20 protein-coding genes are annotated in these 22,409 nt (G+C 66.8%); 10 read left to right on the plus strand and 10 right to left on the minus strand.

Features of this window, described 5'->3' with window-relative positions:
• Positions 1–33: 33 nt before the first annotated feature.
• From ggh to GFS60_RS16545, 3 genes are all read left to right on the plus strand, one after another.
• Positions 34–1,371 (plus strand): glucosylglycerate hydrolase, encoded by a 1,338-nt coding sequence (gene ggh, locus GFS60_RS16535; protein WP_159922797.1) that lies wholly within the window; start codon positions 34–36, stop codon positions 1,369–1,371.
• 137 nt (positions 1,372–1,508) lie between these two features.
• On the plus strand, positions 1,509–2,708 hold the full coding sequence (locus GFS60_RS16540; RefSeq protein ID WP_236603167.1) for a DDE-type integrase/transposase/recombinase: 1,200 nt from the start codon (positions 1,509–1,511) through the stop codon (positions 2,706–2,708).
• A gap of 108 nt (positions 2,709–2,816) precedes the next feature.
• Positions 2,817–3,563, plus strand: a complete 747-nt coding sequence (locus GFS60_RS16545; RefSeq protein WP_159922799.1) for a glycoside hydrolase family 25 protein — start codon at positions 2,817–2,819, stop codon at positions 3,561–3,563.
• Between the two features lie 59 nt (positions 3,564–3,622).
• Here GFS60_RS16545 and GFS60_RS16550 read toward each other — a convergent pair whose 3' ends face one another.
• Positions 3,623–5,692, minus strand: coding sequence for a PhoX family protein (locus GFS60_RS16550; RefSeq protein WP_159922801.1), 2,070 nt, complete (start codon positions 5,690–5,692; stop codon positions 3,623–3,625).
• 154 nt (positions 5,693–5,846) lie between these two features.
• On the opposite strand from GFS60_RS16550, the gene GFS60_RS16555 reads away from it, so the two are divergent.
• Positions 5,847–6,863 carry a PHP domain-containing protein gene (locus GFS60_RS16555; RefSeq protein WP_159922803.1) on the plus strand — a complete coding sequence of 339 codons (1,017 nt, stop codon included), beginning with the start codon at positions 5,847–5,849 and terminating at the stop codon, positions 6,861–6,863.
• A gap of 50 nt (positions 6,864–6,913) precedes the next feature.
• On the plus strand, positions 6,914–7,681 hold the full coding sequence (locus GFS60_RS16560; RefSeq protein WP_442972202.1) for an alpha/beta hydrolase: 768 nt from the start codon (positions 6,914–6,916) through the stop codon (positions 7,679–7,681).
• Positions 7,682–7,722: 41 nt separating this feature from the next.
• On the opposite strand, the gene GFS60_RS16565 is transcribed toward GFS60_RS16560, so the two are convergent.
• Genes GFS60_RS16565 through GFS60_RS16575 form a run of 3 tightly spaced genes read right to left on the minus strand, consistent with a single transcriptional unit; the run spans position 7,723 to position 10,561 of the window.
• Positions 7,723–8,334, minus strand: a complete 612-nt coding sequence (locus GFS60_RS16565; RefSeq protein WP_159927272.1) for a LutC/YkgG family protein — start codon at positions 8,332–8,334, stop codon at positions 7,723–7,725.
• A complete protein-coding gene (locus GFS60_RS16570; protein ID WP_159922805.1) occupies positions 8,334–9,812 on the minus strand; it encodes a LutB/LldF family L-lactate oxidation iron-sulfur protein in 1,479 nt (492 codons plus the stop codon). The genes GFS60_RS16565 and GFS60_RS16570 overlap by 1 nt, the downstream gene beginning before the upstream one ends.
• Positions 9,809–10,561 (minus strand): (Fe-S)-binding protein, encoded by a 753-nt coding sequence (locus GFS60_RS16575; RefSeq protein WP_159922807.1) that lies wholly within the window; start codon positions 10,559–10,561, stop codon positions 9,809–9,811. The genes GFS60_RS16570 and GFS60_RS16575 overlap by 4 nt, the downstream gene beginning before the upstream one ends.
• A gap of 77 nt (positions 10,562–10,638) precedes the next feature.
• On the opposite strand from GFS60_RS16575, the gene GFS60_RS16580 reads away from it, so the two are divergent.
• The gene (locus GFS60_RS16580) at positions 10,639–11,322 is read left to right on the plus strand and encodes a FadR/GntR family transcriptional regulator (RefSeq protein WP_159922809.1); all 684 of its coding nucleotides are present in this window, start codon (positions 10,639–10,641) and stop codon (positions 11,320–11,322) included.
• Between the two features lie 70 nt (positions 11,323–11,392).
• Here the strand turns inward: GFS60_RS16580 and GFS60_RS16585 are convergent, their stop codons facing one another.
• Together GFS60_RS16585 and GFS60_RS16590 are read right to left on the minus strand one after the other, a co-directional pair.
• A complete protein-coding gene (locus tag GFS60_RS16585) occupies positions 11,393–12,118 on the minus strand; it encodes an amino acid ABC transporter ATP-binding protein (protein WP_109334636.1) in 726 nt (241 codons plus the stop codon).
• 4 nt (positions 12,119–12,122) lie between these two features.
• Entirely contained in the window at positions 12,123–13,937 is a 1,815-nt protein-coding gene (locus tag GFS60_RS16590) for an ABC transporter substrate-binding protein/permease (RefSeq protein WP_159922811.1), read from the minus strand.
• Positions 13,938–14,176: 239 nt separating this feature from the next.
• Here GFS60_RS16590 and GFS60_RS16595 point away from each other — a divergent pair, with 239 nt between their 5' ends.
• Together GFS60_RS16595 and GFS60_RS16600 are read left to right on the plus strand one after the other, a co-directional pair.
• A complete protein-coding gene (locus GFS60_RS16595; RefSeq protein WP_159918917.1) occupies positions 14,177–15,478 on the plus strand; it encodes an ISL3 family transposase in 1,302 nt (433 codons plus the stop codon).
• Between the two features lie 136 nt (positions 15,479–15,614).
• Positions 15,615–16,829, plus strand: coding sequence for an acetyl-CoA C-acetyltransferase (locus GFS60_RS16600; protein WP_159922813.1), 1,215 nt, complete (start codon positions 15,615–15,617; stop codon positions 16,827–16,829).
• A gap of 68 nt (positions 16,830–16,897) precedes the next feature.
• Here GFS60_RS16600 and GFS60_RS16605 read toward each other — a convergent pair whose 3' ends face one another.
• Positions 16,898–17,692, minus strand: coding sequence for an LLM class F420-dependent oxidoreductase (locus GFS60_RS16605; RefSeq protein ID WP_159922815.1), 795 nt, complete (start codon positions 17,690–17,692; stop codon positions 16,898–16,900).
• A gap of 178 nt (positions 17,693–17,870) precedes the next feature.
• Here GFS60_RS16605 and GFS60_RS16610 point away from each other — a divergent pair, with 178 nt between their 5' ends.
• Both GFS60_RS16610 and surE read left to right on the plus strand, forming a co-directional pair.
• Positions 17,871–18,818, plus strand: a complete 948-nt coding sequence (locus GFS60_RS16610) for a 1-phosphofructokinase family hexose kinase (protein ID WP_236603168.1) — start codon at positions 17,871–17,873, stop codon at positions 18,816–18,818.
• Positions 18,815–19,582, plus strand: coding sequence for a 5'/3'-nucleotidase SurE (gene surE, locus GFS60_RS16615; RefSeq protein WP_159922819.1), 768 nt, complete (start codon positions 18,815–18,817; stop codon positions 19,580–19,582). Before GFS60_RS16610 ends, surE begins: the two co-directional genes overlap by 4 nt.
• 43 nt (positions 19,583–19,625) lie before the next feature.
• Here surE and GFS60_RS16620 read toward each other — a convergent pair whose 3' ends face one another.
• Genes GFS60_RS16620 through GFS60_RS16630 form a run of 3 tightly spaced genes read right to left on the minus strand, consistent with a single transcriptional unit; the run spans position 19,626 to position 22,323 of the window.
• The gene (locus GFS60_RS16620) at positions 19,626–20,150 is read right to left on the minus strand and encodes a TIGR04338 family metallohydrolase (protein ID WP_159922821.1); all 525 of its coding nucleotides are present in this window, start codon (positions 20,148–20,150) and stop codon (positions 19,626–19,628) included.
• Complete coding sequence (locus tag GFS60_RS16625) at positions 20,147–20,965, minus strand: DUF2786 domain-containing protein (RefSeq protein ID WP_159922823.1); 819 nt, start codon at positions 20,963–20,965, stop codon at positions 20,147–20,149. The genes GFS60_RS16620 and GFS60_RS16625 overlap by 4 nt, the downstream gene beginning before the upstream one ends.
• Before the next feature lie 56 nt (positions 20,966–21,021).
• Positions 21,022–22,323, minus strand: coding sequence for an ISL3 family transposase (locus GFS60_RS16630; RefSeq protein ID WP_159918917.1), 1,302 nt, complete (start codon positions 22,321–22,323; stop codon positions 21,022–21,024).
• Positions 22,324–22,409: the final 86 nt, after the last annotated feature.

The raw sequence follows: 22,409 nt of genomic DNA on the forward strand, positions 1-22,409 counted from the left end.
GCAATCCGACGGAACCCGCAGCACAATGGTGCGATGGCGGACCCCGGATTCACCCCGACACAGCTCGCAGCGCGTGCTGCGTATCTGCTTCGCGGCAACGACCTGGGCACGATGACCAGCGCGGCGCCACGCCTGTACCCACACATGTGGAGCTGGGACGCGGCGTTCGTTGCTGTCGGACTGGCGCCGCTGAGCGTCGAACGAGCCGTCGTCGAACTCGACACCCTGCTGTCGGCGCAATGGAAGAACGGGATGATTCCGCACATCGTGTTCGCGAACGGGGTGGACGGCTACTTTCCCGGGCCGGCCAGGTGGGAGACCGCGACGCTCGCGGCGCACGCCCCCAACGGGCCGCAGACGTCCGGCATCACGCAACCCCCGGTCCATGCCATCGCCGTCCAGCGCATCCTCGACCATTCACGCCGGCACGGGCGCACCACCCGCGCCGTGGCCGAGGAATTCCTCGACCGTCGCTGGCCCGACCTCGTCCGCTGGCACCGCTGGCTCGCGCACGCGCGGGACCTCGACGGCAACGGCCGGATCGCCCTGTTCCACGGCTGGGAGTCGGGCATGGACAACTCGCCGCGCTGGGACCTTTCGTACGCCAACGTGGTGACCGGGACGATGCCGAAGTACTTGCGGGAGGATCTGACCGTCGTTGCGGACACGTCGCAGCGTCCGTCCAACGGCGAATACGACCGCTACCTGTGGCTGCTCGAGGAAATGAAGAGCGTCCGCTACGACGACGAAGAACTGGCCACCGCCATGAGTTTCGCCGTCGAGGACGTGTTCGTCAGCGCGGTCTTCTCGATGGCGTGCGAAGTCCTCGCCACCATCGGTGAGGAGCACTCGATGCCGAATTCCGACGTGCGGGAGCTGCACGGCTGGGCCGGACGCTTCCGCCAGGGCGTGCTCACCACCACCGACGAACGATCCGGGGCCGCACGGGACTTCGACCTGCGGAGCGGAAAGTGGATTTCCACCGAAACCCTCGCCATGTTCTCGCCGCTGCTGTGCGGCGGTTTGAGCCGGGACGCCGAGCGAGCCCTGTTGCGCACCTTCGAGGGTCCGAAATTCTGCGGACACCCCGATCTCCGGTATGCGGTGCCGCCGTCGACATCCCCGGTGTCGCGCGACTTCCGGTCCCGTGAATATTGGCGCGGTCCGGTGTGGCCGGTGATGACCTGGCTGTTCTCTTGGGCTTTCGCACGGCGCGGGTGGGCGGAACGCTCGCACATGCTTCGATCCGAAGGCTTGCGACAGGCCAGCGACGGCAGCTTCGCCGAGTACTACGAACCGTTCACGGGCGAACCCCTGGGCAGCATGCAGCAGTCGTGGACCGCCGCCGCGGTGCTGGACTGGTTGGGCTGACCCAGCTGTGAGTACTTATTAACACTCCGCGGTTTGTTGAGTCTGGGGACATGTGAGACAGATGATGTCCACCCAGATGTGAGACACGCTGCTGTCGATTGAGGTATGAGGCACCTGACTGGTCGTGGACTTGGTTCATGACCGGAACGGAAGCCGTCATGGAACTGCTACACGCCCTGCTGGTGGTCTCGCAGACCACCGGCGCCGACATGTTCGACGGGAACTTCGCCCGCTGGTGCACCGACCACGGGATCTCCCGCGCCACCGCCTACCGGCACAAGAAACGGATCGAGGAGGACGGCCGGTGGACCGCCCGGTCCCGCCGGCCCACCTCCTGCCCACACGCCACCGCGTGGGAGGTGGAGGCCGAGATCGTGCGGCTTCGCCTCAACCTGCCCCATCACGAGCGCGGCGCCGACACCATCGCCTACCACCTGAACGCGGTCGCCGAGAAACAACACTGGTCCGAGCAGGGCTGGACCATCCCGTCCCGGGCCACGATCAACAAGATCCTCTCCCGCTACCACCTGGTCGTCCCCGAGCCGAAGAAACGCCCGAAATCGTCCTACCGCCGGTTCTGCTACCGCAAACCCCGCGACTGCTATCAGATCGACGCCACCGAAGTTCGGTTGGCGACCGGAGCCAAGGCCACCGTCTTCGAGGTCCTCGACGACTGCACCCGCACCCTGGTCGCCACCCGGGTCGCGGACGCCGAGACCGCCGCCGGGGCGATCGCGGCGATCACCGCCGCGTTCACCGACTTCGGGGTTCCGGCACTGGTACTCGCCGACAACGGCAGCGCGTTCACCTCCCGCCGCACCAAGGGCGGCACCTCGGGCTTCACCCGGGTCGTGAAGCGGGCCGGGGCGCGGCTGATCCACTCCACCCCATACCACCCACAGACCTGCGGGAAGGTCGAACGCCACCACCGCACCTTCAAGCAATGGTTGGCCACTCACCCCACCCAACCGACCACTCTGATCGAACTGCAGCAGCTCTGCGACACCTACCAGCGGTTCTACAACACCGACCGCCCGCACAGTGCGGTCAAGATGCCGCCACTGCAGGCCTGGCAGAACGCGCCACTCCTCGGTGGGCCACAAGCACTTCCGATCCAACACGACGCCACCGTGCACGCCCTGATCGTCTCCTCCGCCGGCACCGTGTGCATCGACTCCCACACCCGACTGAGCGTCGGCCGGCGCAGAGCCGGGCAGACCATCACCCTGCTCCACGACGACGACCACGTCACCGCCTACACCGCCGACGGCAACGTGATCGGACACCTACACCTCGACCACACCAAGCGCTACCAAGGACAACTCCAACCCGCCTAAAATCTGTCTCGCATCTACGTAGACACCCGTGTCTCATATCAACGTAGACAGCACAAACACTCCGCGGTTAACAAGTACTCACAGGCGCGAAGCGCTAACCTCGGGCGCATGGATATCGGGGAGAACGTCCGAAAGCTGTCCAAAATCGCACCAATTCTCGTCGCGGGGGCTGTTGCGGCGGCGGTGCCGGGGATTGCCGCCGCCGAACCCGTCAGGGGGCCCGACGTCGCTTCCTGGCAACATCTGGGCGGTTCGCCGATCGACTGGTTCGCCGTCCGCAACGCCGGCCACGACTTCGCAATGGTGAAGGCCACCGAGAGTTTGAATTACGTCAATCCGTTCTTCGTGCAGGACTGTCTGGCCATGCGGGTGGCAGGGGTGTCCCGCGGCGCTTATCACTACGCCGATCCCACTCAGTCACCGGAAGCGCAGGCCGCCTTCTATTCGACGGTGGTGCTGGGCATCAACGGCCCCGGCGACATGCCACCGGTTCTGGACATCGAGCATTCCGGTGGGTTACCGCCCGCCGCGTTGATCGATTGGACGCACCGCTACCTGAACACGGTGCGGGCGCTCACCGGACGCCAGCCGATCATCTACACGTATCCCAACTTCTGGCGCACGGCGATGGCCGACACCCACGAATTCGCCGGGTATCCCCTGTGGATCGCCGATTACAACGGGCAGAACGCCCCCGGACCGCTTCCGGGTGGCTGGAACACGTGGAGCTTCTGGCAGTACACCAGCACCGGCCGCATCCCTGGTGTCAACGGCAACGTCGACCTCAACGTCTACAGCGGAGCGCAGGGCGATTTCGCCCGGTACTCCAACAGCGCGTCGCCGTTCGGCAGTTAGGCACACCTGTCGGTTGACCCCGGGCGCCTCGGCGAGCCGCCCGGGGCCAACTTCCGGGGTCAGGCGCCGATCCTGCCGCCCGACTTCCACACGGCGACGACAGCGGGCCGCGGCTGCGAAGCTCCACCGTCGGGCCAGTGTGAGGCGGGGTTGTCGGCGCTGGCGTCGTCGGATTCACCCGGGTGCTGTACACACACGACCACCCGATCCTCGTCGACGATCGGCCCGCACGTCTCGGCGCCCTTCGGCACCGACAGGAACTGTTTGGTTTCGCCGCGGTTCGCGCCGTCGAGGGTGACGCTGAACAGTCCGTCGTTCGATTTCAGCGCGTTGCCGTCGGTGGAGATCCACAGATTGCCGTGGGTGTCGAACGCCAGGTTGTCGGGGCAGGAGATGGGGCTGACGTTCTCCTTGTCGAACCCCCCGAAGTAGGTGTCGGCTTCTTTCGGGTCACCGCAGACGAGCAGCAGATTCCAGGTGAACGACGTGCCGACGTGGTCGTCGGTGAGCTCGAGAACCTGGCCGTTCTTGTTGTTGTTGCGGGGATTCGCCTCGTCGGCGGCGGCAGCGCCGTCGACGCCTCGCTTGGTGTTGTTGGTCAGCGCCACATACACCTTGCCGGTCTTCGGGTTCGGCTCGAAGTCCTCGGGGCGATCCATCTTGGTGGCGCCGACCTTGTCGCCGGCCTCGCGGGTGAAAACCGCGACCTCCTCAGCGCTCATGCCGTCGACGAGGGACTCGCTCCTGCCGTCTTCGCCGGTGCGAAGCAACGGAATCCACTCGCCGGTGCCGTCGAAGGAACCGCTCGACGGCAGCGTGCCGGAGCCGTCGATCTCATCTGGGGAATTGCCGGTGAACTTGGCGACGTACAGTGTGCCGGCGTCGAGCAATGTCATGTTGTGGCGCACGGCCGCCTGGCTGTTGCCGTCCATCATCTTTCGGCTGGAAACGAACTTGTACATGTAGTCGAAACGCTCGTCGTCCCCGCTGTAGGCGACCACGGTGCCGTCGTCGGTGACGTGGATGGTCGCGGCCTCGTGCTTGAACCGGCCGAGTGCGGTGTGCTTGACCGGCGCGGACGCGGCATCCCACGGGTTCACCTCGACGACGTACCCGAAGCGGTTCACCTCGTTCGGGTCCTGCGTCAGGTCGAAACGGCGGTCGAAACGCTCCCACTTACGTTCGGAGGCAGCACCTTCCAGTCCGTAACGCTTCAAGCGCGCGGCGACGACCGGGTCGGTGACCAGTTCGGCGTTCGCGAAGTACTGGTTGAAGTTCTCCTCACCCGACAGCACCGTGCCCCATGGCGTGAGGCCGCCGGAGCAGTTGTTGAGGGTGCCGAGGACCTTGGTGCCGGTCGGATCGGCAGACGTCTTCAGGAAGTCGCTGCCGGCCGCGGGCCCCGTGACGACGAACTCGGTGGTCGCGGTGATGCGCCGGTTGTAGGGTCCGAATCCGGGAGTGAGCTTGCCGGAGCCGCTCTCCCCCTTCACCTGCAGCACGGACAGTCCATGGGCGGCGAGTGCGATCTGGAATTGTTCGGGAGACGGATTGTCGGCGTCGTACCCCTTGAACATGAACGGTTCGCTGCTGTACTCGTGATTGACCACCAACAGGAACGTGTCGGGCTGGCCGTCGACGGGGAGGAGTCCGGCGAAGTCGTTGTTGTATCCGAACTGTTGCGCCTGCGCGGCCGCGGTCTGATTGTCGAAGTCGAATGCGGGTGCGCCGGCGAGGACCGGGTCACCCCAGCCGATCACGACCGCCTGCTCGTATCCGTCGGGGACGACGACGGCGTCCTCGGTGTTCGGGGCCACGGCCGTGAAGTTAGTGCCGTTCGGCGCGGCATTGTCCGAGCCCCCTGTGCTCGAACTACTGCCGCTGTCCGAGTCGGTCGAACATGCTGCGAGCGCACTGCCCGCACCCACGGCGAGCACCGCCATCCCGGCACCGCGCAGGACGCCCCTCCGGGAGAGTGCCGCGCGGGCGATGTCGCGGAAGTACTCACCCTGCGAATCGTTGGGCACGTCGTGGGAGCAGGCGTTACCGCACTTGTACTGGCAGGTGACGGCGGCGCGCGACGACACGCCGTCGTGGGTGACGAACAGTGCGAGGGGTTTCAGGCTCACCGTGGCTCCCGATTAGAAGTGGAATAACTTCGGCACCGTAGAAGTCGTAAGCAAGGGAAAGGGAACACCTGCGTGAACGGGCGACGAACGAGGCGACCCTAAGTCGTTGCTTCTACGTCTGGCGGACGGCCTGTCGGCCGTGCACCATGGAGAGATGGACCCGGTGGAGGCGCTGCGGGAAATAGCGTTCTGGCTCGAGCGCTCACGTGCCGAGACCTACCGGATTGCCGCTTTCCGGCGGGCCGCGGACGTGGTCGCGAATCTGTCGGCCCGGGAGCGAGCCGCCCAGCAGAGCGACAACTGGAAGTCGCTACCCGACGTCGGGGCCGAAGCCGCCGCGATCATCCGGGAGTGCGCGGAGTCGGTGCCGCCCTATCTCACCTACCTGCGGAGTTCCGCCGAGCCGATCGGCCTCGGCGGCATGGAATTACTCGACGCCCTCCGCGGCGACCTGCACACGCATTCGGACTGGTCGGACGGCCGGTGCCCGATCAAGGAAATGATGCGCCGGGCGGCCACCCTGGGGCACGAGTACTGCGCGCTGACCGATCACTCGGCGCGACTGACGGCCGCCAACGGACTGACGTCGGAGCGCCTGCTCGCCCAGTTGAGCGTGATCGCCGAATTGAATGCGGAGCTCGCGCCGTTCCGCGTCCTCACCGGCATCGAGGTCGACATCCTCGACGACGGGTCCCTCGACCAGGACGACGATCTGCTCGCGGACCTCGATGTCGTCGTCGCCAGCGTGCACTCCCACCTCGACAGCGACCGCGCCACGATGACGAAGCGGATGGTGCAGGCGGTCAAATCTCCACACGTCGATGTTCTGGGGCATTGCACCGGACGACTCGTCGCGGGAAACAGGGGCACGCGGCCCGAATCAAAATTCGATGCGGAGAAGGTATTCGACGCGTGCCGCGAGCACCACACAGCGGTGGAGATCAACGCCCGGCCCGAGCGGCGGGATCCGCCCGGCCGCCTGATCGATCTCGCGCTCGCGAGCGGCTGCCTGTTCTCCGTCGACACCGACGCCCACTGCGCCGGTCAGCTCGCGTGGCAGGGCTACGCCTGTGAACGCGCCGCCGAACGCGGCGTCGAGCCGGCGAACGTGATCAACACTCTGCCCGTGACCGAGCTGCTGGCGTGGACCGGCTCATCCCACCGGCACTGACTCGTGGCCTGCTCATCGCGCTCACGGTCGCCGCGTTGCTGATTGCTGCCATGTGGGCGTTGCAGCGAAAGCTGATTTATTTCCCCGACGCCTCCCCGGTGCCATCGGCCCTACAGCTGTTCACCCGCGCCGAGGACGTCACCCTGACGACGTCGGACGGCCTCGAGCTGGGCGCCTGGTACGTGCCCTCGGTCGGTGCGAGCCGGGAGGTGACCGTGCTCGTCGCCAACGGGAATGCGGGTAACAGGGCGGATCGGGCGTTGCTGGCGTCCGACCTGGCGGACGCCGGTTTCGCCACCCTGCTCTTCGACTACCGCGGGTACGGCGGCAACCCGGGTGAGCCCAGCGAGAAAGGACTGGCACTCGACGTCCGTGCGGCCTACCGGCACCTGGTCGACGAGCGCCGGGTGCCCCGCGAACGGTTGCTCTACTTCGGTGAAAGCCTGGGCACCGGTGTGGTCACCGAACTCGCCACCGAGCATCCGCCGGCGGGGATGCTGCTGCGATCACCGTTCGCCGACCTGGCCTCGCTCGGGGCACGGCACTACCCGTTCCTGCCGGTCCGGTTGCTGCTGCGCGACCGATTCCCGGTCGCGGAGTCGGTGGCCCGAGTCGACGTACCCACCACCGTCGTCTACGGGACGGCCGACACCATCGTGCCTCCCGACCACAGCGAACGCGTCGCCGACGCCGCCCGCGGACCGGTCGAGCGGGTGGCACTGCCGGGGGTGGGGCACAACGACGCCGTGATGTTCGGCGGTGCCACCATCGTCGACGCCACCGTGGCCCTTGCCGAGAGGGCGCTCCGCGCCCCGTGAGCCTTTTTGGTAGCCCCGGCAACCAGAAAGGCGCACAGGCGTTAGCGCACGATCACGACGTCCAGGGTGCGGGGGCCGTGGACGCCTTCGACGCGGTTGAGCTCGATGTCGCTGGTGGCGCTGGGGCCGCTGATGAACGTGAGCGGCCTGGTCGGGTCGAGGGCGTGGAAGGCCTGCGGCACGGTGTCGACGATCTGGTCGGCACGGATGACGCAGATGTGGTGATCGGGGACCAGGGTCAGTGCCCGTCTGCCCTGACCGACGCCGCCGTCGAGAACAATTGTCCCGGTGGCCGCGATACCCAGAGTGCACCCGGTGACGACGACGTCGATCGCGTCGAGTTCGAGCGTCGACAATTCCGCGGGTGCACCGTCGACGACGACGCCACGTCGTGGTCGCCACGACTCCGGCAGATCCGCTGGGACGACGGCGCGCGCTCCTTCTGCGATCAGCCCGGTGACGATCTCGGCGACCATGGTCTCGTCGGCGCGATGGACCTGGGCGCGGTAGTCGTCGACGGTGTGGGCGAACTTCTCGACGTCTCCCGGACCGGACATCGGCTTCCGGTGATAGTCGCGGGACACAGGCTCGGGAGTGGGTGCATCACCGATCGCCGATCGAATCCTGGCCAGTATCACGTTGCGGGCGTCCATCATTCAGTGTCCTCGTGGGTGCGGGCCCACCACTGCCGGAAGGTTTCCTTCGGTGGGGAGGGCAGGTCTCGGCTCGACGTCCACTTCGATCCCGGGTACGGCAGCGACGTGATGCGTCCCTTTTTCCCGCCGAGCATTCGGCCGATCTTGGACGCCGTCTCGGCGGCGGCGAACCGCTTCTCCGATCCCATCACGAACCCGGCGGCCTTCATCGCGAGGTCCTGCCCGCCGGGGAGGCCGTGCCGTTCCGCATCGACTTGCTCGGCCCGCAGATGTACCAGGATGCTCGGGATGTCGATGCGTACGGGGCAGGCGTCGAAGCACGCACCGCACAGTGTCGACGCATAGGGCAGTGAGGCATTGGGGTCGTCGTGGCCGGTGGTGCCGGTGAGTTGCGGGCTGAGGATCGCGCCGATCGGCCCGGGATAGACGGAGCCGTACGCGTGTCCGCCTGCCCGCTCGTAGACGGGGCACACGTTCAGGCAGGCGCTGCACCGAATGCAGTGCAGGGCTGAGCGTCCCACGTCGTCGGCGAGAACGTTGGTGCGACCGTTGTCGAGCAGGACGACGTGGAAGTTCTGCGGTCCGTCACCGGGATGAACGCCGGTCCACATGGAGGTGTAGGGATTCATGCGTTCGGCCGTCGACGAGCGGGGAAGCAGTTGCATGAAGACTTCGAGGTCGGTGAACGTCGGGACCAGTTTCTCGATGCCCATCAGCGTGATCAGGGTGTCGGGGAGGGTGAGGCACATCCGTCCGTTGCCCTCCGATTCCACCACCGCGAGGGTCCCGGTTTCGGCGACCCCGAAGTTCGCGCCACTGATCGCCACCTTGGCGGAGAGGAACTTTCGCCGAAGGTGTGCCCGGGCGGCCATTGCCAGCGCCCGCGGATCGTCGGTGATGCCGGCATCGATGTCCGGCATCGACTTCAAGAAGATCTCGCGGATTTCGGCGCGATTGCGGTGGATGGCGGGGACCAGGATGTGGCTCGGCTTGTCGTGTCCGAGTTGCACGATCAGCTCGGCGAGGTCCGTCTCGATCGCCGCGATCCCGTTCTCCTCGAGGTACTCGTTCAGGCCCGTCTCCTGGGTGGCCATCGACTTGACCTTCACGACCTCGTCGGATCCGGTGGCCCGGACGAGGTCGGTGATGATCCGATTGGCCTCTTCCGAGTCGCGCGCCCAGTGGACGGTTCCGCCACGGGCGGTGACGTTTTCCTCGAATTGCACCAACAGTTCCGGCAGCCGGGACATCACCTGCGCCTTCAGTGCACTGCCCGCTCGGCGCAGCTCCTCCCAGTCGTCGACCTCGGCGACCGCGGCGATGCGCTTGTTTCGGATGGTGGTGGTTGCCGCCCCCAGGTTGGCACGCAGTTGGGTATCGGCGAGTGACTTCCGCGCTGCGTCGGGGAATGATTCTGTGCCCCGGATGTTTCCGGTGCCCGCATGGAAGGTGGGCGAGCCGAGGAACGTGGTCATGCGTTACTCCCGATCTTCTCGGTGCTAGCCAGGATCTCGGCGAGGTGGACGGTGCGCACTCCACTGCGTAGCCGGGACAGTCCGCCGCCGATGTGCATCAGGCAGGACGAGTCGCCGGCGCTGCACACCTCGGCGCCGGTACGGAGCACGTTGCCCATCTTGTCGGCGAGCATGGCCGTCGAGGTGTCGGAATTCTTCAGGGCGAAGGTTCCGCCGAAACCGCAACAGGAATCGGCGGCGGGAAGTTCGATCAGCGTCATTCCGCGAACCGCGCGGAGCAGTTGCAGGGGTTTGTCGCCCACCCGCAACATCCGGAGCGAGTGGCAGGTGGGGTGGTAGGTGACGCGATGCGGGTAGTAGGCGCCGACGTCGGTGACACCCAGGACGTCGACCAGCAGCTCCGACAGCTCGTATGTCCGGGCAGCGAGATCCTCGGCACGCGAGGCGAGGGACTCGTCCCCGTACCGGCGGGCGACCATCGCGTGCTGGTGCCGGACCGATCCGACGCAGGATCCGGACGGCGCGACCGCCACATCCCAGGATTCGCTCTCGAACGCCTCGACGTGATGGCGGACCAGCGGAAGCGCCTCGGCCTGGTAACCGGTGTTGACGTGCATCTGCCCGCAGCACGTCTGCTTCGGCGGAAACACCACCTGGTGGCCGAGACGTTCGAGCAGCCGGACGGTGGCGGTGGCGCAGTCGGGAAACAGGGCATCCGCCAGGCACGTAGCGAACAAGGCGATCTTCATCGGTCCTCCAACCGGGTGGGCTGTGGTCTGACCACAGTAGCGCACTGTGGTCAGACCACACCAGGTAAACTCCGACTGTGCGTACACACGAGGTGGTCCTGCAGCGGATCGAGCGGGATCTGTCGGACGGAAAACTCGTGGTCGGCGGCCGATTGCCCGCCGAACGTGCGCTCGCCGAAGAGCTCGGGGTCGGCCGCTCCTCCGTCCGGGAGGCCATGCGAGTGCTCGAGGCGATGGGCATCGTCCGGACGGCGGTGGGTTCGGGTCCGGACTCGGGGGCAATCGTGGCGGCAGATCCCGCCGCGTCCATCGGAGTGGCCCTGCGACTGCACATGGCGACGCACACCCTGCCGATCCGCGACGTCGTCCAGACACGCATCCTGCTGGAGTCGTGGGCGGTGCAGGAGGCCGCCGAACGGGCAGGCGAACTCGACCTCCAGGGGCTCGATGCACTACTCGACGCCATGGACGACGAAACCCTGACGCCGGAGGCCTTCCACCGGCTCGACGCCGATCTGCACGTCGCGATGGCCGCGCTCGCAGGCAACGTCCTCGTCGAGGCCATGATGGTCTCGCTCCGCGAATCGATTTCCGGCTACGTCATGCAGGCCGTCCCGCAGCTCGACGACTGGAACGAGGTCGCGCAGAACCTGCGCTGCGAGCACCGCGCCATCGTCACCGCCCTACGCCGCGGGCACGGCACCAAGGCGTCCACCCTCGTCCGCGAACACATCGAGGGGTTCTACGGGCTGATTCGATAGGCGGCTCCGCCGCCCGTGCGCCTTTCGGGTTGTCCCAGCTACCAGAAAGGCGCACGAGCCGCGCAGCGGCCTACAGCACCTGGGACAGGAACTGCTGCAGTCTCTCGGTCTGGGGTTTGTCGAAAAGCTGCTCCGGCGTACCGGTTTCGACCACAGCACCGTGATCCATGAACAGCACCGTGTCCGACACCTCACGGGCGAAGCCCATCTCGTGGGTGACCACGACCATGGTCATGCCGCCCTTGGCGAGGTCGGCCATCAACGCGAGAACCCCCTTCACCAGTTCGGGGTCGAGCGCGGAGGTGGCCTCGTCGAAGAACATCACCTCGGGTTTCATGGCCAGCGCCCGGGCGATCGCGACCCGCTGTTGCTGACCGCCCGACAGGTTGCCCGGCCGCGAATCGGCCTTGTGCGCCAGCCCCACGAGCTCGAGCTGTTCGAGCGCCAGCGTCCGCGCCTCCTCCTTGGACAAGCCTTTGAGCTTGCGTGGGCCGAGTGCGATGTTGTCGACGACGGTCTTGTGCGGGAACAGGTTGAACTGCTGGAACACCATGCCGATCTGCTGCCGCAACGTGTCCGGGTTGTCTTTCAGCACCGACTTGCCGTCGATCAAAATATCGCCCTGATCGGGTTCGTGTAGGCGGTTGAGCACTCGGAGCAGGGTGGACTTTCCGGAACCGGACGGGCCGATCACGGTGACGGTGTCCCCGGCGTCGACGTGGATGTCGACGCCGCGGAGCACCTTGTTGGTGCCGAATGCGAGGTGCAGGTTGGTGCCAGTGAGAGAGACGGCCATCGCCTTATCCCCTTTCCACGACGATGGACTGCTCCACCGGATCGAGCGTGCCGGACGTGTCGGCGCGGCCGGTGCGCAGACGGTGGTCGATGTAGTTGACGAGGTGCGTCAGCGGAATCGTCATGGCGAGATAGAACAGGCCGGCTGCGACGAGGGGTGACAGGTTTCCGGTTTGCGCGTTGAGATCGCGCCCCACTGCGAACAATTCGCGCTGCGTGACGAGCAGGCCGAGGAAGTAGATGAGCGACGAGTCCTTGATGAGGGAGATGAACTGGTTCATCAGTGCGGGCAGCACCCGTCGCACACCTTGGGGGATCACCACCAGCGTCATCGACTTGCGGTAACTGAAACCCAGGGCCCTGGCGGCCTCTAGCTGCCCCGGTTCGACGCTCTGGATTCCGGACCGGAAGATCTCACCGATGTAGGCGGACGCCAGCAGCGACAGTGCGGCGGCCCCCAGCCAGTACGGGTTGTTTCCGGTGAGGCCTCTCACCACCGGTCCCACACCGAGCCCGACGATGAGGATGATCACCACGGCGGGAAGGCCACGGAACACGTCGGTATAGACCCGCGCCGGCCACCGCAGCCACCGCGTGCGGGAAATCCCGGCCATCGCGAGCAGCATGCCCAGCACGGTGCCGACGATGCCGGACGCCAACGCGAGAATCAGGGTATTCGGCAGGCCGGTTTTCAGTAGATCGGGGAATGCCCGCGCGTACAGGTCCCAGTCGAAGAACGTGTCCTTCAGCTGTGCCAGTGTCGACTTCGGTTCGTTCACCGGGGTCTCGGCGTCGGTGTCGATGTTCTCGGCGGCGAGCGCCGCGAAGTCGGGCAGGTCTGGCATCGGCGCCGCCTTGCTGCCGGGCTTCCATCCTTCGGGCAGTTCGCGAGGCACCCAGTCCGAATACAGGTCCACCCACGTGCCGTCCTCGATGGTCGCGTCGAGACCGGAATTCAGCGCGTCGATCAGAGGCTGGTTCTCCTTCGCGACAGCCCACCCGACGAAATTGTTGACACTGAACGTGTTCTGCGCGATCGACGTCGGATCCCCCGGCGCGATGGCGCCTTCCGCCTGTTGCGACGGCGCCACCCATGCGTCGATCTGCCCCGACTTCAGGTTCGCGTACGCCGTGGCGTAGTCGGGAAACTTCACCGGGTCGAGCTTCAGTGTGTTGACGACGTAGTCGTCCTGCACGGTGCCCTGCACGACACCGATGCGGGTGGACGAGTTCAGGTCGTCGAAGCCCTTGATGGGTCCGCCGTTGGGGACGACAAGGGAGAAATACCCGAAGTCGTAGCCGTTGGTGAAGCCGACGGTATTACGCCGCTCGTCCGTCGTCGTGATCGAGGACGATCCGACGTCGAACCGTCGCCCCGACACCTGCGCGAGGAGTCCGGCGAATTCGGTGCCGACGAAGTCGACGCGCAGACCGAGCTTCGCGGCGACGGCCTTCAGAAGTTCGTTGTCGTATCCAGTGAACTGGTTCTCGGCGTTGACACAGATGCTCGGGGGTGCGTCCGACAGCGTGCCCACGGTCAGAACGCCGGGGGTGATGAGGTTCAGCTTCGACGTATCGATCTGGTTCAGCGGGGTGACATCGGGCGTCGTGTAGCGGTCTTCCGCGCCGGCGCCCGCCGATGCGTCGAGGTTGGTGGGCGCAGCGGTCGCGGCGCCGACACCCGGTGGTGCACACAGATCCTGTGGCGCCGCCCCCGAAGAACTGCTGTCGCTCGAACACGACGACAGGGTCAGCGCTATCAGGGTGGTCAGCAACAATGCCACCACCACACGGATCTTCGCTCCCACGGAAGAAAACATGGTGAGCAGCGTAACCCCGGCGGTGGCTGACGAGCGGGGTCGGAAGACGCGTGAGCGACGCCCGTCACTCCTCTCGTTTGGCAGACATACAAGAGAAAGCGGCTTCGCCGCCCGTGCGCCTTTTTGGGCTCTACTGCTGTGATCGTGGGTGGAGTTCGGTGCGGGTGAGGGCGCACGCCGTTGTCCCAGTAGCGTTCTGGCTTGTCTAGGGTCAGTCGGCTACATATGTGGGGAACGGCGTGCGCGAAGCCAGGATATGGCGTCAGGTGTTGGGTGTCGAAAAGACGGTGATCGAGGGCGTCGATTTCGACGACACGGCCGGGGCGGTGATCGTCGCGGTCCGGCCGCAGGCCCGGGCCCGGTCCCGGTGCGGGGTGTGTGGTCGTCGGAGCCCCGGTTACGACGGTGGCACCGGTCGGCGGCGGTGGCGCGGCCCGGACTGCGGCCTGGTCCGCACCTTCGTCGAGGCCGACGCACCGCGGGTGTGCTGCCGCGAACACGGAGTCACGGTGGCCGCGGTGCCCTGGGCCCGGCACCGGGCCGGGCACACCTACGCGTTCGACCAGACGGTGGCGTGGCTCGCCACCCATACCTCGAAGGCCGCGACGTGTGAGTTGATGCGCACCGCGTGGCGCACGGTCGGGACGATCGTGGACCGGGTGTGGGCCGACACCACACCCGCCCGGGACCCGCTGGCGGGGCTGCGGCGGATCGGGATCGACGAGATCTCGTACAAGAAGGGCCACAAGTATCTGACGGTCGTCGTCGACCACGACTCCGGCCGGCTGGTGTGGGCGGCCCCGGGCCGTGACGCGGCGACCCTGTCCGGGTTCTTCGACCTGCTCGGGCCCGAACGGTGCGCGAAGATCACCCACGTCACCTCGGACGCGGCCGGATGGATCGGGTCGGTGGTGACCCGGTTCTGCCCGGATGCGGTGCGCTGCGCGGATCCGTTCCATGTGGTCGCCTGGGCCACCGAGGCCCTCGACACGGTGCGGCGGGCGGCGTGGAACCGGGCACGGTCCACCGAGAACGCCTCCCGCGGCGGTGGGTGGAAACCGCGGCGTCGCCCGAAGGCCGGCCCGGCTCGGTCGGTCAAACGCAGCCGGTGGGCGTTGCTGAAGAACCCGGACGCCCTCACCGCGCAGCAGCAGGCGGTGCTGCGGTGGATCGAACTCCACGATCCGGTCCTGCACCGCGGCTACCGGCTCAAGGAGAGTTTGCGGTTGATCTTCCAGCTCCCGGTCGAGCAGGCCGCTGCCGAACTCGACCGCTGGATCGACTGGGCCCGGCGGTGCCGGATCCCGGCGTTCGTCGCGTTGCAGAAAAGCATCCTCGTCCACAGACCCGCGATCCTCGCCGCCATCGAGCACGGGCTCTCGAACGGTCGGATCGAATCGGTCAATACCAAGATTCGCCTCATCACCCGCCGCGGATTCGGGTTCCACACCCCCGAGGCCGTCATCGCACTCGCGATGCTCAGCCTCGGGGGCGCCCGCCCACAATTACCCGGCCGAATCCACCCACGAATGAGTCAGTAGAGCCCCTTTTTGGTAGCTGGGACAACCAGAAAGGCGCACGGGCCGCAGGCCTTGACAGGAATGAGCCCGACAGTCAATATATGCAAACGCTTAGAAAATAAGCATACGCTTAGAATCGAGTCGGTAGGAGTTCCTCATGCCCGAGGCTGTCATCGTTTCCATCGCCCGTTCGCCGATCGGTCGCGCCATGAAGGGATCGCTCAAGAGCATGCGCCCGGACGACCTGGCCGCGCAGATGGTGCAGGCGGCGCTCGACAAGGTGCCCGCCCTCGATCCCACCGACATCAACGACCTGATCCTGGGTTGCGGGCTGCCCGGCGGTGAGCAGGGCTTCAACATGGGCCGCAACGTCGCCGTGCAGTTGGGCTACGACTTCATTCCGGGCACCACCATCACCCGCTACTGTTCCTCCTCTTTGCAGACCACCCGCATGGCGTTGCACGCGATCAAGGCCGGTGAGGGTGATGTGTTCATCTCCGCCGGTGTCGAGACGGTGTCCCGGTTCACCGCGGGCAGCTCCGACTCGCTGCCCGACACCCAGAACCCGCTCTACGCCGACGCCCAGGCCCGCACCGAGAAGCTCGCCCAGGGCGGCCAGCAGTGGGTCGACCCCCGCGAGGAGGGCCTGGTCCCGGACACCTACATCGCGATGGGCCAGACCGCGGAGAACGTCGCCCAGATCACCGGCATCACCCGCGAGGAACAGGACCGGTGGGCGGTGCGCTCGCAGAACCGGGCCGAGGCCGCCATCAACAGTGGTTTCTTCGAGCGCGAGATCACCCCGGTGACGCTGCCCGACGGCACCGTGGTGTCGAAGGACGACGGCCCCCGCGCCGGCACCACCTACGAGGCGGTCAGCCAGCTCAGGCCGGTGTTCCGGCCGGACGGCACCGTGACCGCCGGTAACGCGTGCCCGCTCAACGACGGCGCCGCCGCCCTGGTGATCATGTCCGACACCAAGGCCAAGGAGCTGGGGCTGACCCCGCTGGCCCGGATCGTGTCCACCGGGGTGTCCGGGCTTTCGCCGGAGATCATGGGGTTGGGCCCGATCGAGGCCACCAAGCGGGCCCTGGCCATCGCCGGGATGGGTATCTCCGACATCGACCTGTTCGAGATCAACGAGGCGTTCGCGGTGCAGGTCCTCGGGTCGGCGCGGAAACTCGGCATCGACGAGGACAAGCTGAACGTCTCCGGCGGTGCGATCGCTCTCGGTCACCCGTTCGGCATGACCGGTGCCCGGATCACCGCGACCCTGCTGAACAACCTGCAGTCCAGCGACAAGCAGTTCGGTGTCGAAACCATGTGCGTCGGCGGCGGTATGGGCATGGCCATGGTCCTCGAACGGCTGTAGGCGGCTGCGCCGCCCGTGCGCCTTTTTGGTCGCTCCAGCTACCAGAAAGGCGCACAAGCGCGGAGCGCCTATGCGAGGCCAGACAGCGGCGGCGGGGTGTTCTCGTCCCGCCACGCGATGGCTTCCTTCAGCTCGGTGAGGTCGAAGTCGGGTCCGCTGGTGCCGACGGTGAACAGTGTGACCCCGGCGTCGACGTAGGCGGCGGCTTCGTCCGAGCCCGGCCAGGACGTGGAGTGCGCAATGGTGTCGGGGTTGCGACCGTGGTCGGCGCAGCGGTCGGCGAGGATGCCCGACTTCCGCGCGTGGGTTTCGATGTCGCTGAAGCTGTGCCAGATGTCGCCGTACTGTGCGACGAGGGGCAGTGTCTTCTTCTCGCCGCCGCCCCCGATGAGGATGGGGATGTGCCGCGTGGGTGCGGGTTCGAGCTTGTCGAACCGGGCGGTGATTCGTGGCAAGTACTCGGCCAGCAGGTCCAGCCGCGACCCCTTGGTGCCGAAGTCGTACCCGTATTCGTCGTAGTCGCGCTCGAACCATCCGGAACCGATCCCGAGGATCAGCCGTCCCCCGCTGATGTGGTCGACGGTGCGGGCCATGTCGGCGAGCAGGTCCGGGTTGCGGTAGCCGGCGCAGGTGACGAGGGCGCCGATTTCCACTCGTTCCGTCTGTTCGGCGAATGCTCCGAGCATCGTCCAGCATTCGAAGTGGGCACCGGCCGGGTCGCCGTACAGCGGGTAGAAGTGGTCCCAGTTGAAGACGATGTCGACGCCGGCGTCTTCGGCCCGCAGAACGGCGTCGCGAATCAGTCCGTAGTCGGGCGCGTGTTGCGGCTGAATCTGGACACCGATTCGAACTGAACGGGTCATACGTGGCTCCTCGAATGAGTGCGGCGGCCCTGTGTCGAGGGCCCGTGCGTGCAGGTCGTTTACGAATCCATCTTGCTCGCCTCGACGGGGTACGGCCACCGAGTCCGTGTGAACCGGTCACCTCCCGGGTACTTGACGGCAGGCCAGACCGTTGACGACCGAGATGAGGTTCGACCCCATGAGCGCTGTGTCCGCCTTCGTATTCGCACCGTCGCCCTTGCTGACGGTGACGATCGAAGCCGCCCCGGACGAGAGCACCGAACTGCACGTGCACGCCGGTGGGCAGGGGGTATGGATTGCCAGGATGGCGGCGACGCTCGGCCTGGACGTCACGTTGTGCGGGGTATTCGGCGGCGAGACGGGCGGCATCCTCCAGTCTCTCATCGAGCGTGAAGGTATAAAGGTCCGCGCGATTTCCACGGCCGGTGAGAACGGGTCCTATGTGCACGACCGCCGTGGGGGTGACCGGAAGCCGCTGGCCGAGGTTCGCCCACGAGTCCTGTCTCGGCACGAGGTCGACGACTTGTTCGGCGGGTCGCTGGCCGAGGGAATCACAGCGGATGTCGCGGTGCTCGGCGGCCCACACGAGAACAACGTGGTGCCGCCCGAGATCTACACCCGGTTGGTGGGAGATCTTCGGGCATTGAAGGTTCCGGTGGTCGCCGACCTGTCCGGCCCCACCATGACGGCGGCCCTCGAGGGTGGCCTGACCGTACTGAAGGTGAGCCATGAAGATCTCATCGAGGACGGGCGCGCACAGTCGGAGAAGCCGGAAGATCTCGCCGAAGCGATGCGTGCCCTTGCGGCGGAAGGAGCCGACCACGTCGTCGTCTCACGGGCAGGAGATCCGGCGATGGCCCTCGTCGACGGCGACATCTGGGAGGTGCTGATTCCGCCCATGAATATCGTCGACCACCGGGGCGCCGGAGACTCGATGACCGCCGGTATCGCCGCAGCCCTGGCCCGCGGCAAATCGATGAACGACGCATTGCAGTTCGGCGCCGCAGCCGGCGCTGTGAACGTGACGCGCCGTGGTCTCGCGACGGGACAACCGGACCTGATCGCGAAGATGGTGGAGAATATTCGGGTGCGGCGGATGACCGAGCCGGAGGGGCAGAAGCAGTGAGGGCTCTGGTCACCAATGACGACGGCGTGGACAGTCACGGTATTTTCCTGCTCGCCCGGTTGGCGTTCGCCGCCGGACTCGACGTGGTGGTCGCGGCACCGCACGAGGAGCGCAGTGGAGCGAGCGCGTCGCTGACAGCGTTGGAAAGCAACGGCCGGCTCCGGATGTCGAGGCGGGAGTTCCCGGACCTTCCCGGGGTGGCGGTCCACGCGGTAGAAGCGTCCCCCGCGCTGATCAGTTTCGTGGCGACGAGCGGTGCGTTCGGGCCGCCGCCGGACATCGTGCTGTCGGGAATCAATCACGGCCCCAACACGGGTCACGCGATTCTGCATTCGGGGACCGTCGGGGCGGCGCTGACGGGCGCCACGCACGGCACGCTGGCGTTGGCGGTGTCATTGGCCACGTCGAACCCCAGGCATTGGGACACCGCCGAAGTCGTGTGCCGGCAGGCGTTGGACTGGATCGTCGAGAACGGCACCCCGGGCACGGTGCTGAACGTGAACGCACCGGACATTCCGCTCGACGAGTTGAAGGGGCTGCGCCCGGCCCCGCTCGCGGCATTCGGCGCCGTCCAGGCGAACGTCGGTGAAGCGGACGACGGGTTCGTGACCGTCACGTTCGCCGAAATTCACGCCGACGACAACGAGAATTCCGAGGAGACCGATGCCGGTGTCCTCGTTCGTGGTTGGGCGAGCGCCACCGCGCTCAGGGCACCCTTCGAGGCAGTCGACGTGGACATCAGCACGTTGAACTGGACACGCTGACCGGGCGTTCGGCTGTGCTGGTCGCTTGTCGTCACGGGCGTCATCAACTCAGCCGCACACCACCCGCCAGCAGCATGGCCCTCAGGACGAACGCTGCTTCCGGGCCGATGATTTCGCCCACCAAGGTGAGGTAGCGGTCGACGTACTCCGGTCCGTGTGCTGCGCTGCTCGGATCGTCGGGGTCGGATGGGTCCAGGTGATGTGCGATCTCGTGCAGAACCACCAGTTCCCGGAATGCCCAGGCTTTGCCGCTGCGGTACTCGGGGACTGCCATGGTGGCGCAGTCGCTTTCGTAGTGCGCGGCGTTGTTGCCCGCCCTCGCACGCACATGGATCGGCGTGGCGGCTCGCGCCCACGTATCCCGCACCCAGTTGAGAGCGAGCACCCGGTTCACGTAGTCCTGTACCGACTCGATGGACGCGAATTTCCGTTCCACTGGCAGCGTTACCTGCGACCCCAGAACGTCGATGACGCGCAGCCCACGCTCGTCGGCCCGATCGAACATCGTGCGCACCAACGCTTCCGCCTCGTAGACGGCGGCACGCTGGGTGTCGCGGGTGCGCCTCACGACGGAATCTGTTTTCGTGCGGTCGACAGCTCGGGTGAATTACTCAACCGCGCCGTCCGTGCGGCCCGGTCCCCGGCCCGGCGAGCACCCGAGGCATGGCCCGCCGACGCGCGCGCTCCACGCCACGTCCCGCGTGCCTGTGAGTTCTCGGAGTAGTAATCCTTCAACTCGAGCTGCTTGTCGCGGAGTACCAGCGCCGTCTCGGCCGACGACTCCGGAACAGACGTCGCCTCGTGCTCGGCATCCTTCTTCGCGTCGGCGAGGCGCTGCCCGATGCGTGCTGCATAGGCGAGTTGGAAGTTGAGCCGGGCGGTCACACCCGCAACCGGTCGTCGCACCGTGGTCCGGACCCGACGCCGTCCGCGCTGCTCGACCTGGGTGCGCATCGTCGTCTCGTTCCGGTACTCGCCCGATTTGATGTAGGCGTCGGACGCCCTCACCATCTGGATCAGCAGGCTCGTGTACAGGGCCTCGCACACGTCGATGTCGCAGGCGAATCCGTAGGCGTAGATCACGGCCGACGTCTGTGCGATGTCGCATTGGACGTCGTTGGCGGCGGCGATCACCAGAAACAGCTGCGCGTAGGTGCGCAGTCCCTTCTTGCCCGGTTGCCCGATGGTGATCAGGCGTTGCGTAGGGGTAGCCCGCTTCTCCTTGCCCGCAGCGTGTGACCGGGCCACGGCCAGGTCGATGGAGGCGGCGGTCGCGAGCCGCTGCGCCGCGGCCATGAACGCTTCACCCTCGTGCGGGTTGTCGGTCGATTCCGCCTGCCGGAGCAGCCCACCGATGCGGGTCAGCATCTTGTCGGAACTCACCAGGGCAGGCTACGCCCGTGCGCCTTTTTGGTAACTCTGGCTACCAAAAAGGGGCTCTACTGACTCATTCGTGGGTGGATTCGGCCGGGTAATTGTGGGCGGGCGCCCCCGAGGCTGAGCATCGCGAGTGCGATGACGGCCTCGGGGGTGTGGAACCCGAATCCGCGGCGGGTGATGAGGCGAATCTTGGTATTGACCGATTCGATCCGACCGTTCGAGAGCCCGTGCTCGATGGCGGCGAGGATCGCGGGTCTGTGGACGAGGATGCTTTTCTGCAACGCGACGAACGCCGGGATCCGGCACCGCCGGGCCCAGTCGATCCAGCGGTCGAGTTCGGCAGCGGCCTGCTCGACCGGGAGCTGGAAGATCAACCGCAAACTCTCCTTGAGCCGGTAGCCGCGGTGCAGGACCGGATCGTGGAGTTCGATCCACCGCAGCACCGCCTGCTGCTGCGCGGTGAGGGCGTCCGGGTTCTTCAGCAACGCCCACCGGCTGCGTTTGACCGACCGAGCCGGGCCGGCCTTCGGGCGACGCCGCGGTTTCCACCCACCGCCGCGGGAGGCGTTCTCGGTGGACCGTGCCCGGTTCCACGCCGCCCGCCGCACCGTGTCGAGGGCCTCGGTGGCCCAGGCGACCACATGGAACGGATCCGCGCAGCGCACCGCATCCGGGCAGAACCGGGTCACCACCGACCCGATCCATCCGGCCGCGTCCGAGGTGACGTGGGTGATCTTCGCGCACCGTTCGGGCCCGAGCAGGTCGAAGAACCCGGACAGGGTCGCCGCGTCACGGCCCGGGGCCGCCCACACCAGCCGGCCGGAGTCGTGGTCGACGACGACCGTCAGATACTTGTGGCCCTTCTTGTACGAGATCTCGTCGATCCCGATCCGCCGCAGCCCCGCCAGCGGGTCCCGGGCGGGTGTGGTGTCGGCCCACACCCGGTCCACGATCGTCCCGACCGTGCGCCACGCGGTGCGCATCAACTCACACGTCGCGGCCTTCGAGGTATGGGTGGCGAGCCACGCCACCGTCTGGTCGAACGCGTAGGTGTGCCCGGCCCGGTGCCGGGCCCAGGGCACCGCGGCCACCGTGACTCCGTGTTCGCGGCAGCACACCCGCGGTGCGTCGGCCTCGACGAAGGTGCGGACCAGGCCGCAGTCCGGGCCGCGCCACCGCCGCCGACCGGTGCCACCGTCGTAACCGGGGCTCCGACGACCACACACCCCGCACCGGGACCGGGCCCGGGCCTGCGGCCGGACCGCGACGATCACCGCCCCGGCCGTGTCGTCGAAATCGACGCCCTCGATCACCGTCTTTTCGACACCCAACACCTGACGCCATATCCTGGCTTCGCGCACGCCGTTCCCCACATATGTAGCCGACTGACCCTAGACAAGCCAGAACGCTACTGGGACAACGGCGTGCGCCCTCACCCGCACCGAAC

The sequence above is a fragment of the Rhodococcus sp. WAY2 genome (assembly GCF_009859915.1).
Lineage (GTDB): Bacteria > Actinomycetota > Actinomycetes > Mycobacteriales > Mycobacteriaceae > Rhodococcus_F > Rhodococcus_F oxybenzonivorans.

Bases quoted from the DNA above. Each gene is read 5' to 3' on its own strand.
- GFS60_RS16570 (WP_159922805.1), bottom strand. From the start codon at position 9,812: ATGACCACGTTCCTCGGCTCGCCCACCTTCCATGCGGGCACCGGAAAC.
- GFS60_RS16555 (WP_159922803.1), top strand. From the start codon at position 5,847: ATGGACCCGGTGGAGGCGCTGCGGGAAATAGCGTTCTGGCTCGAGCGC.
- GFS60_RS16605 (WP_159922815.1), bottom strand. From the start codon at position 17,692: ATGACCCGTTCAGTTCGAATCGGTGTCCAGATTCAGCCGCAACACGCG.
- GFS60_RS16560 (WP_442972202.1), top strand. From the start codon at position 6,914: ATGTGGGCGTTGCAGCGAAAGCTGATTTATTTCCCCGACGCCTCCCCG.
- GFS60_RS16600 (WP_159922813.1), top strand. From the start codon at position 15,615: ATGCCCGAGGCTGTCATCGTTTCCATCGCCCGTTCGCCGATCGGTCGC.
- GFS60_RS16575 (WP_159922807.1), bottom strand. From the start codon at position 10,561: ATGAAGATCGCCTTGTTCGCTACGTGCCTGGCGGATGCCCTGTTTCCC.
- GFS60_RS16540 (WP_236603167.1), top strand. From the start codon at position 1,509: ATGACCGGAACGGAAGCCGTCATGGAACTGCTACACGCCCTGCTGGTG.
- GFS60_RS16585 (WP_109334636.1), bottom strand. From the start codon at position 12,118: ATGGCCGTCTCTCTCACTGGCACCAACCTGCACCTCGCATTCGGCACC.
- GFS60_RS16545 (WP_159922799.1), top strand. From the start codon at position 2,817: ATGGATATCGGGGAGAACGTCCGAAAGCTGTCCAAAATCGCACCAATT.
- ggh (WP_159922797.1), top strand. From the start codon at position 34: ATGGCGGACCCCGGATTCACCCCGACACAGCTCGCAGCGCGTGCTGCG.
- GFS60_RS16590 (WP_159922811.1), bottom strand. From the start codon at position 13,937: ATGTTTTCTTCCGTGGGAGCGAAGATCCGTGTGGTGGTGGCATTGTTG.
- GFS60_RS16610 (WP_236603168.1), top strand. From the start codon at position 17,871: ATGAGCGCTGTGTCCGCCTTCGTATTCGCACCGTCGCCCTTGCTGACG.
- GFS60_RS16565 (WP_159927272.1), bottom strand. From the start codon at position 8,334: ATGGACGCCCGCAACGTGATACTGGCCAGGATTCGATCGGCGATCGGT.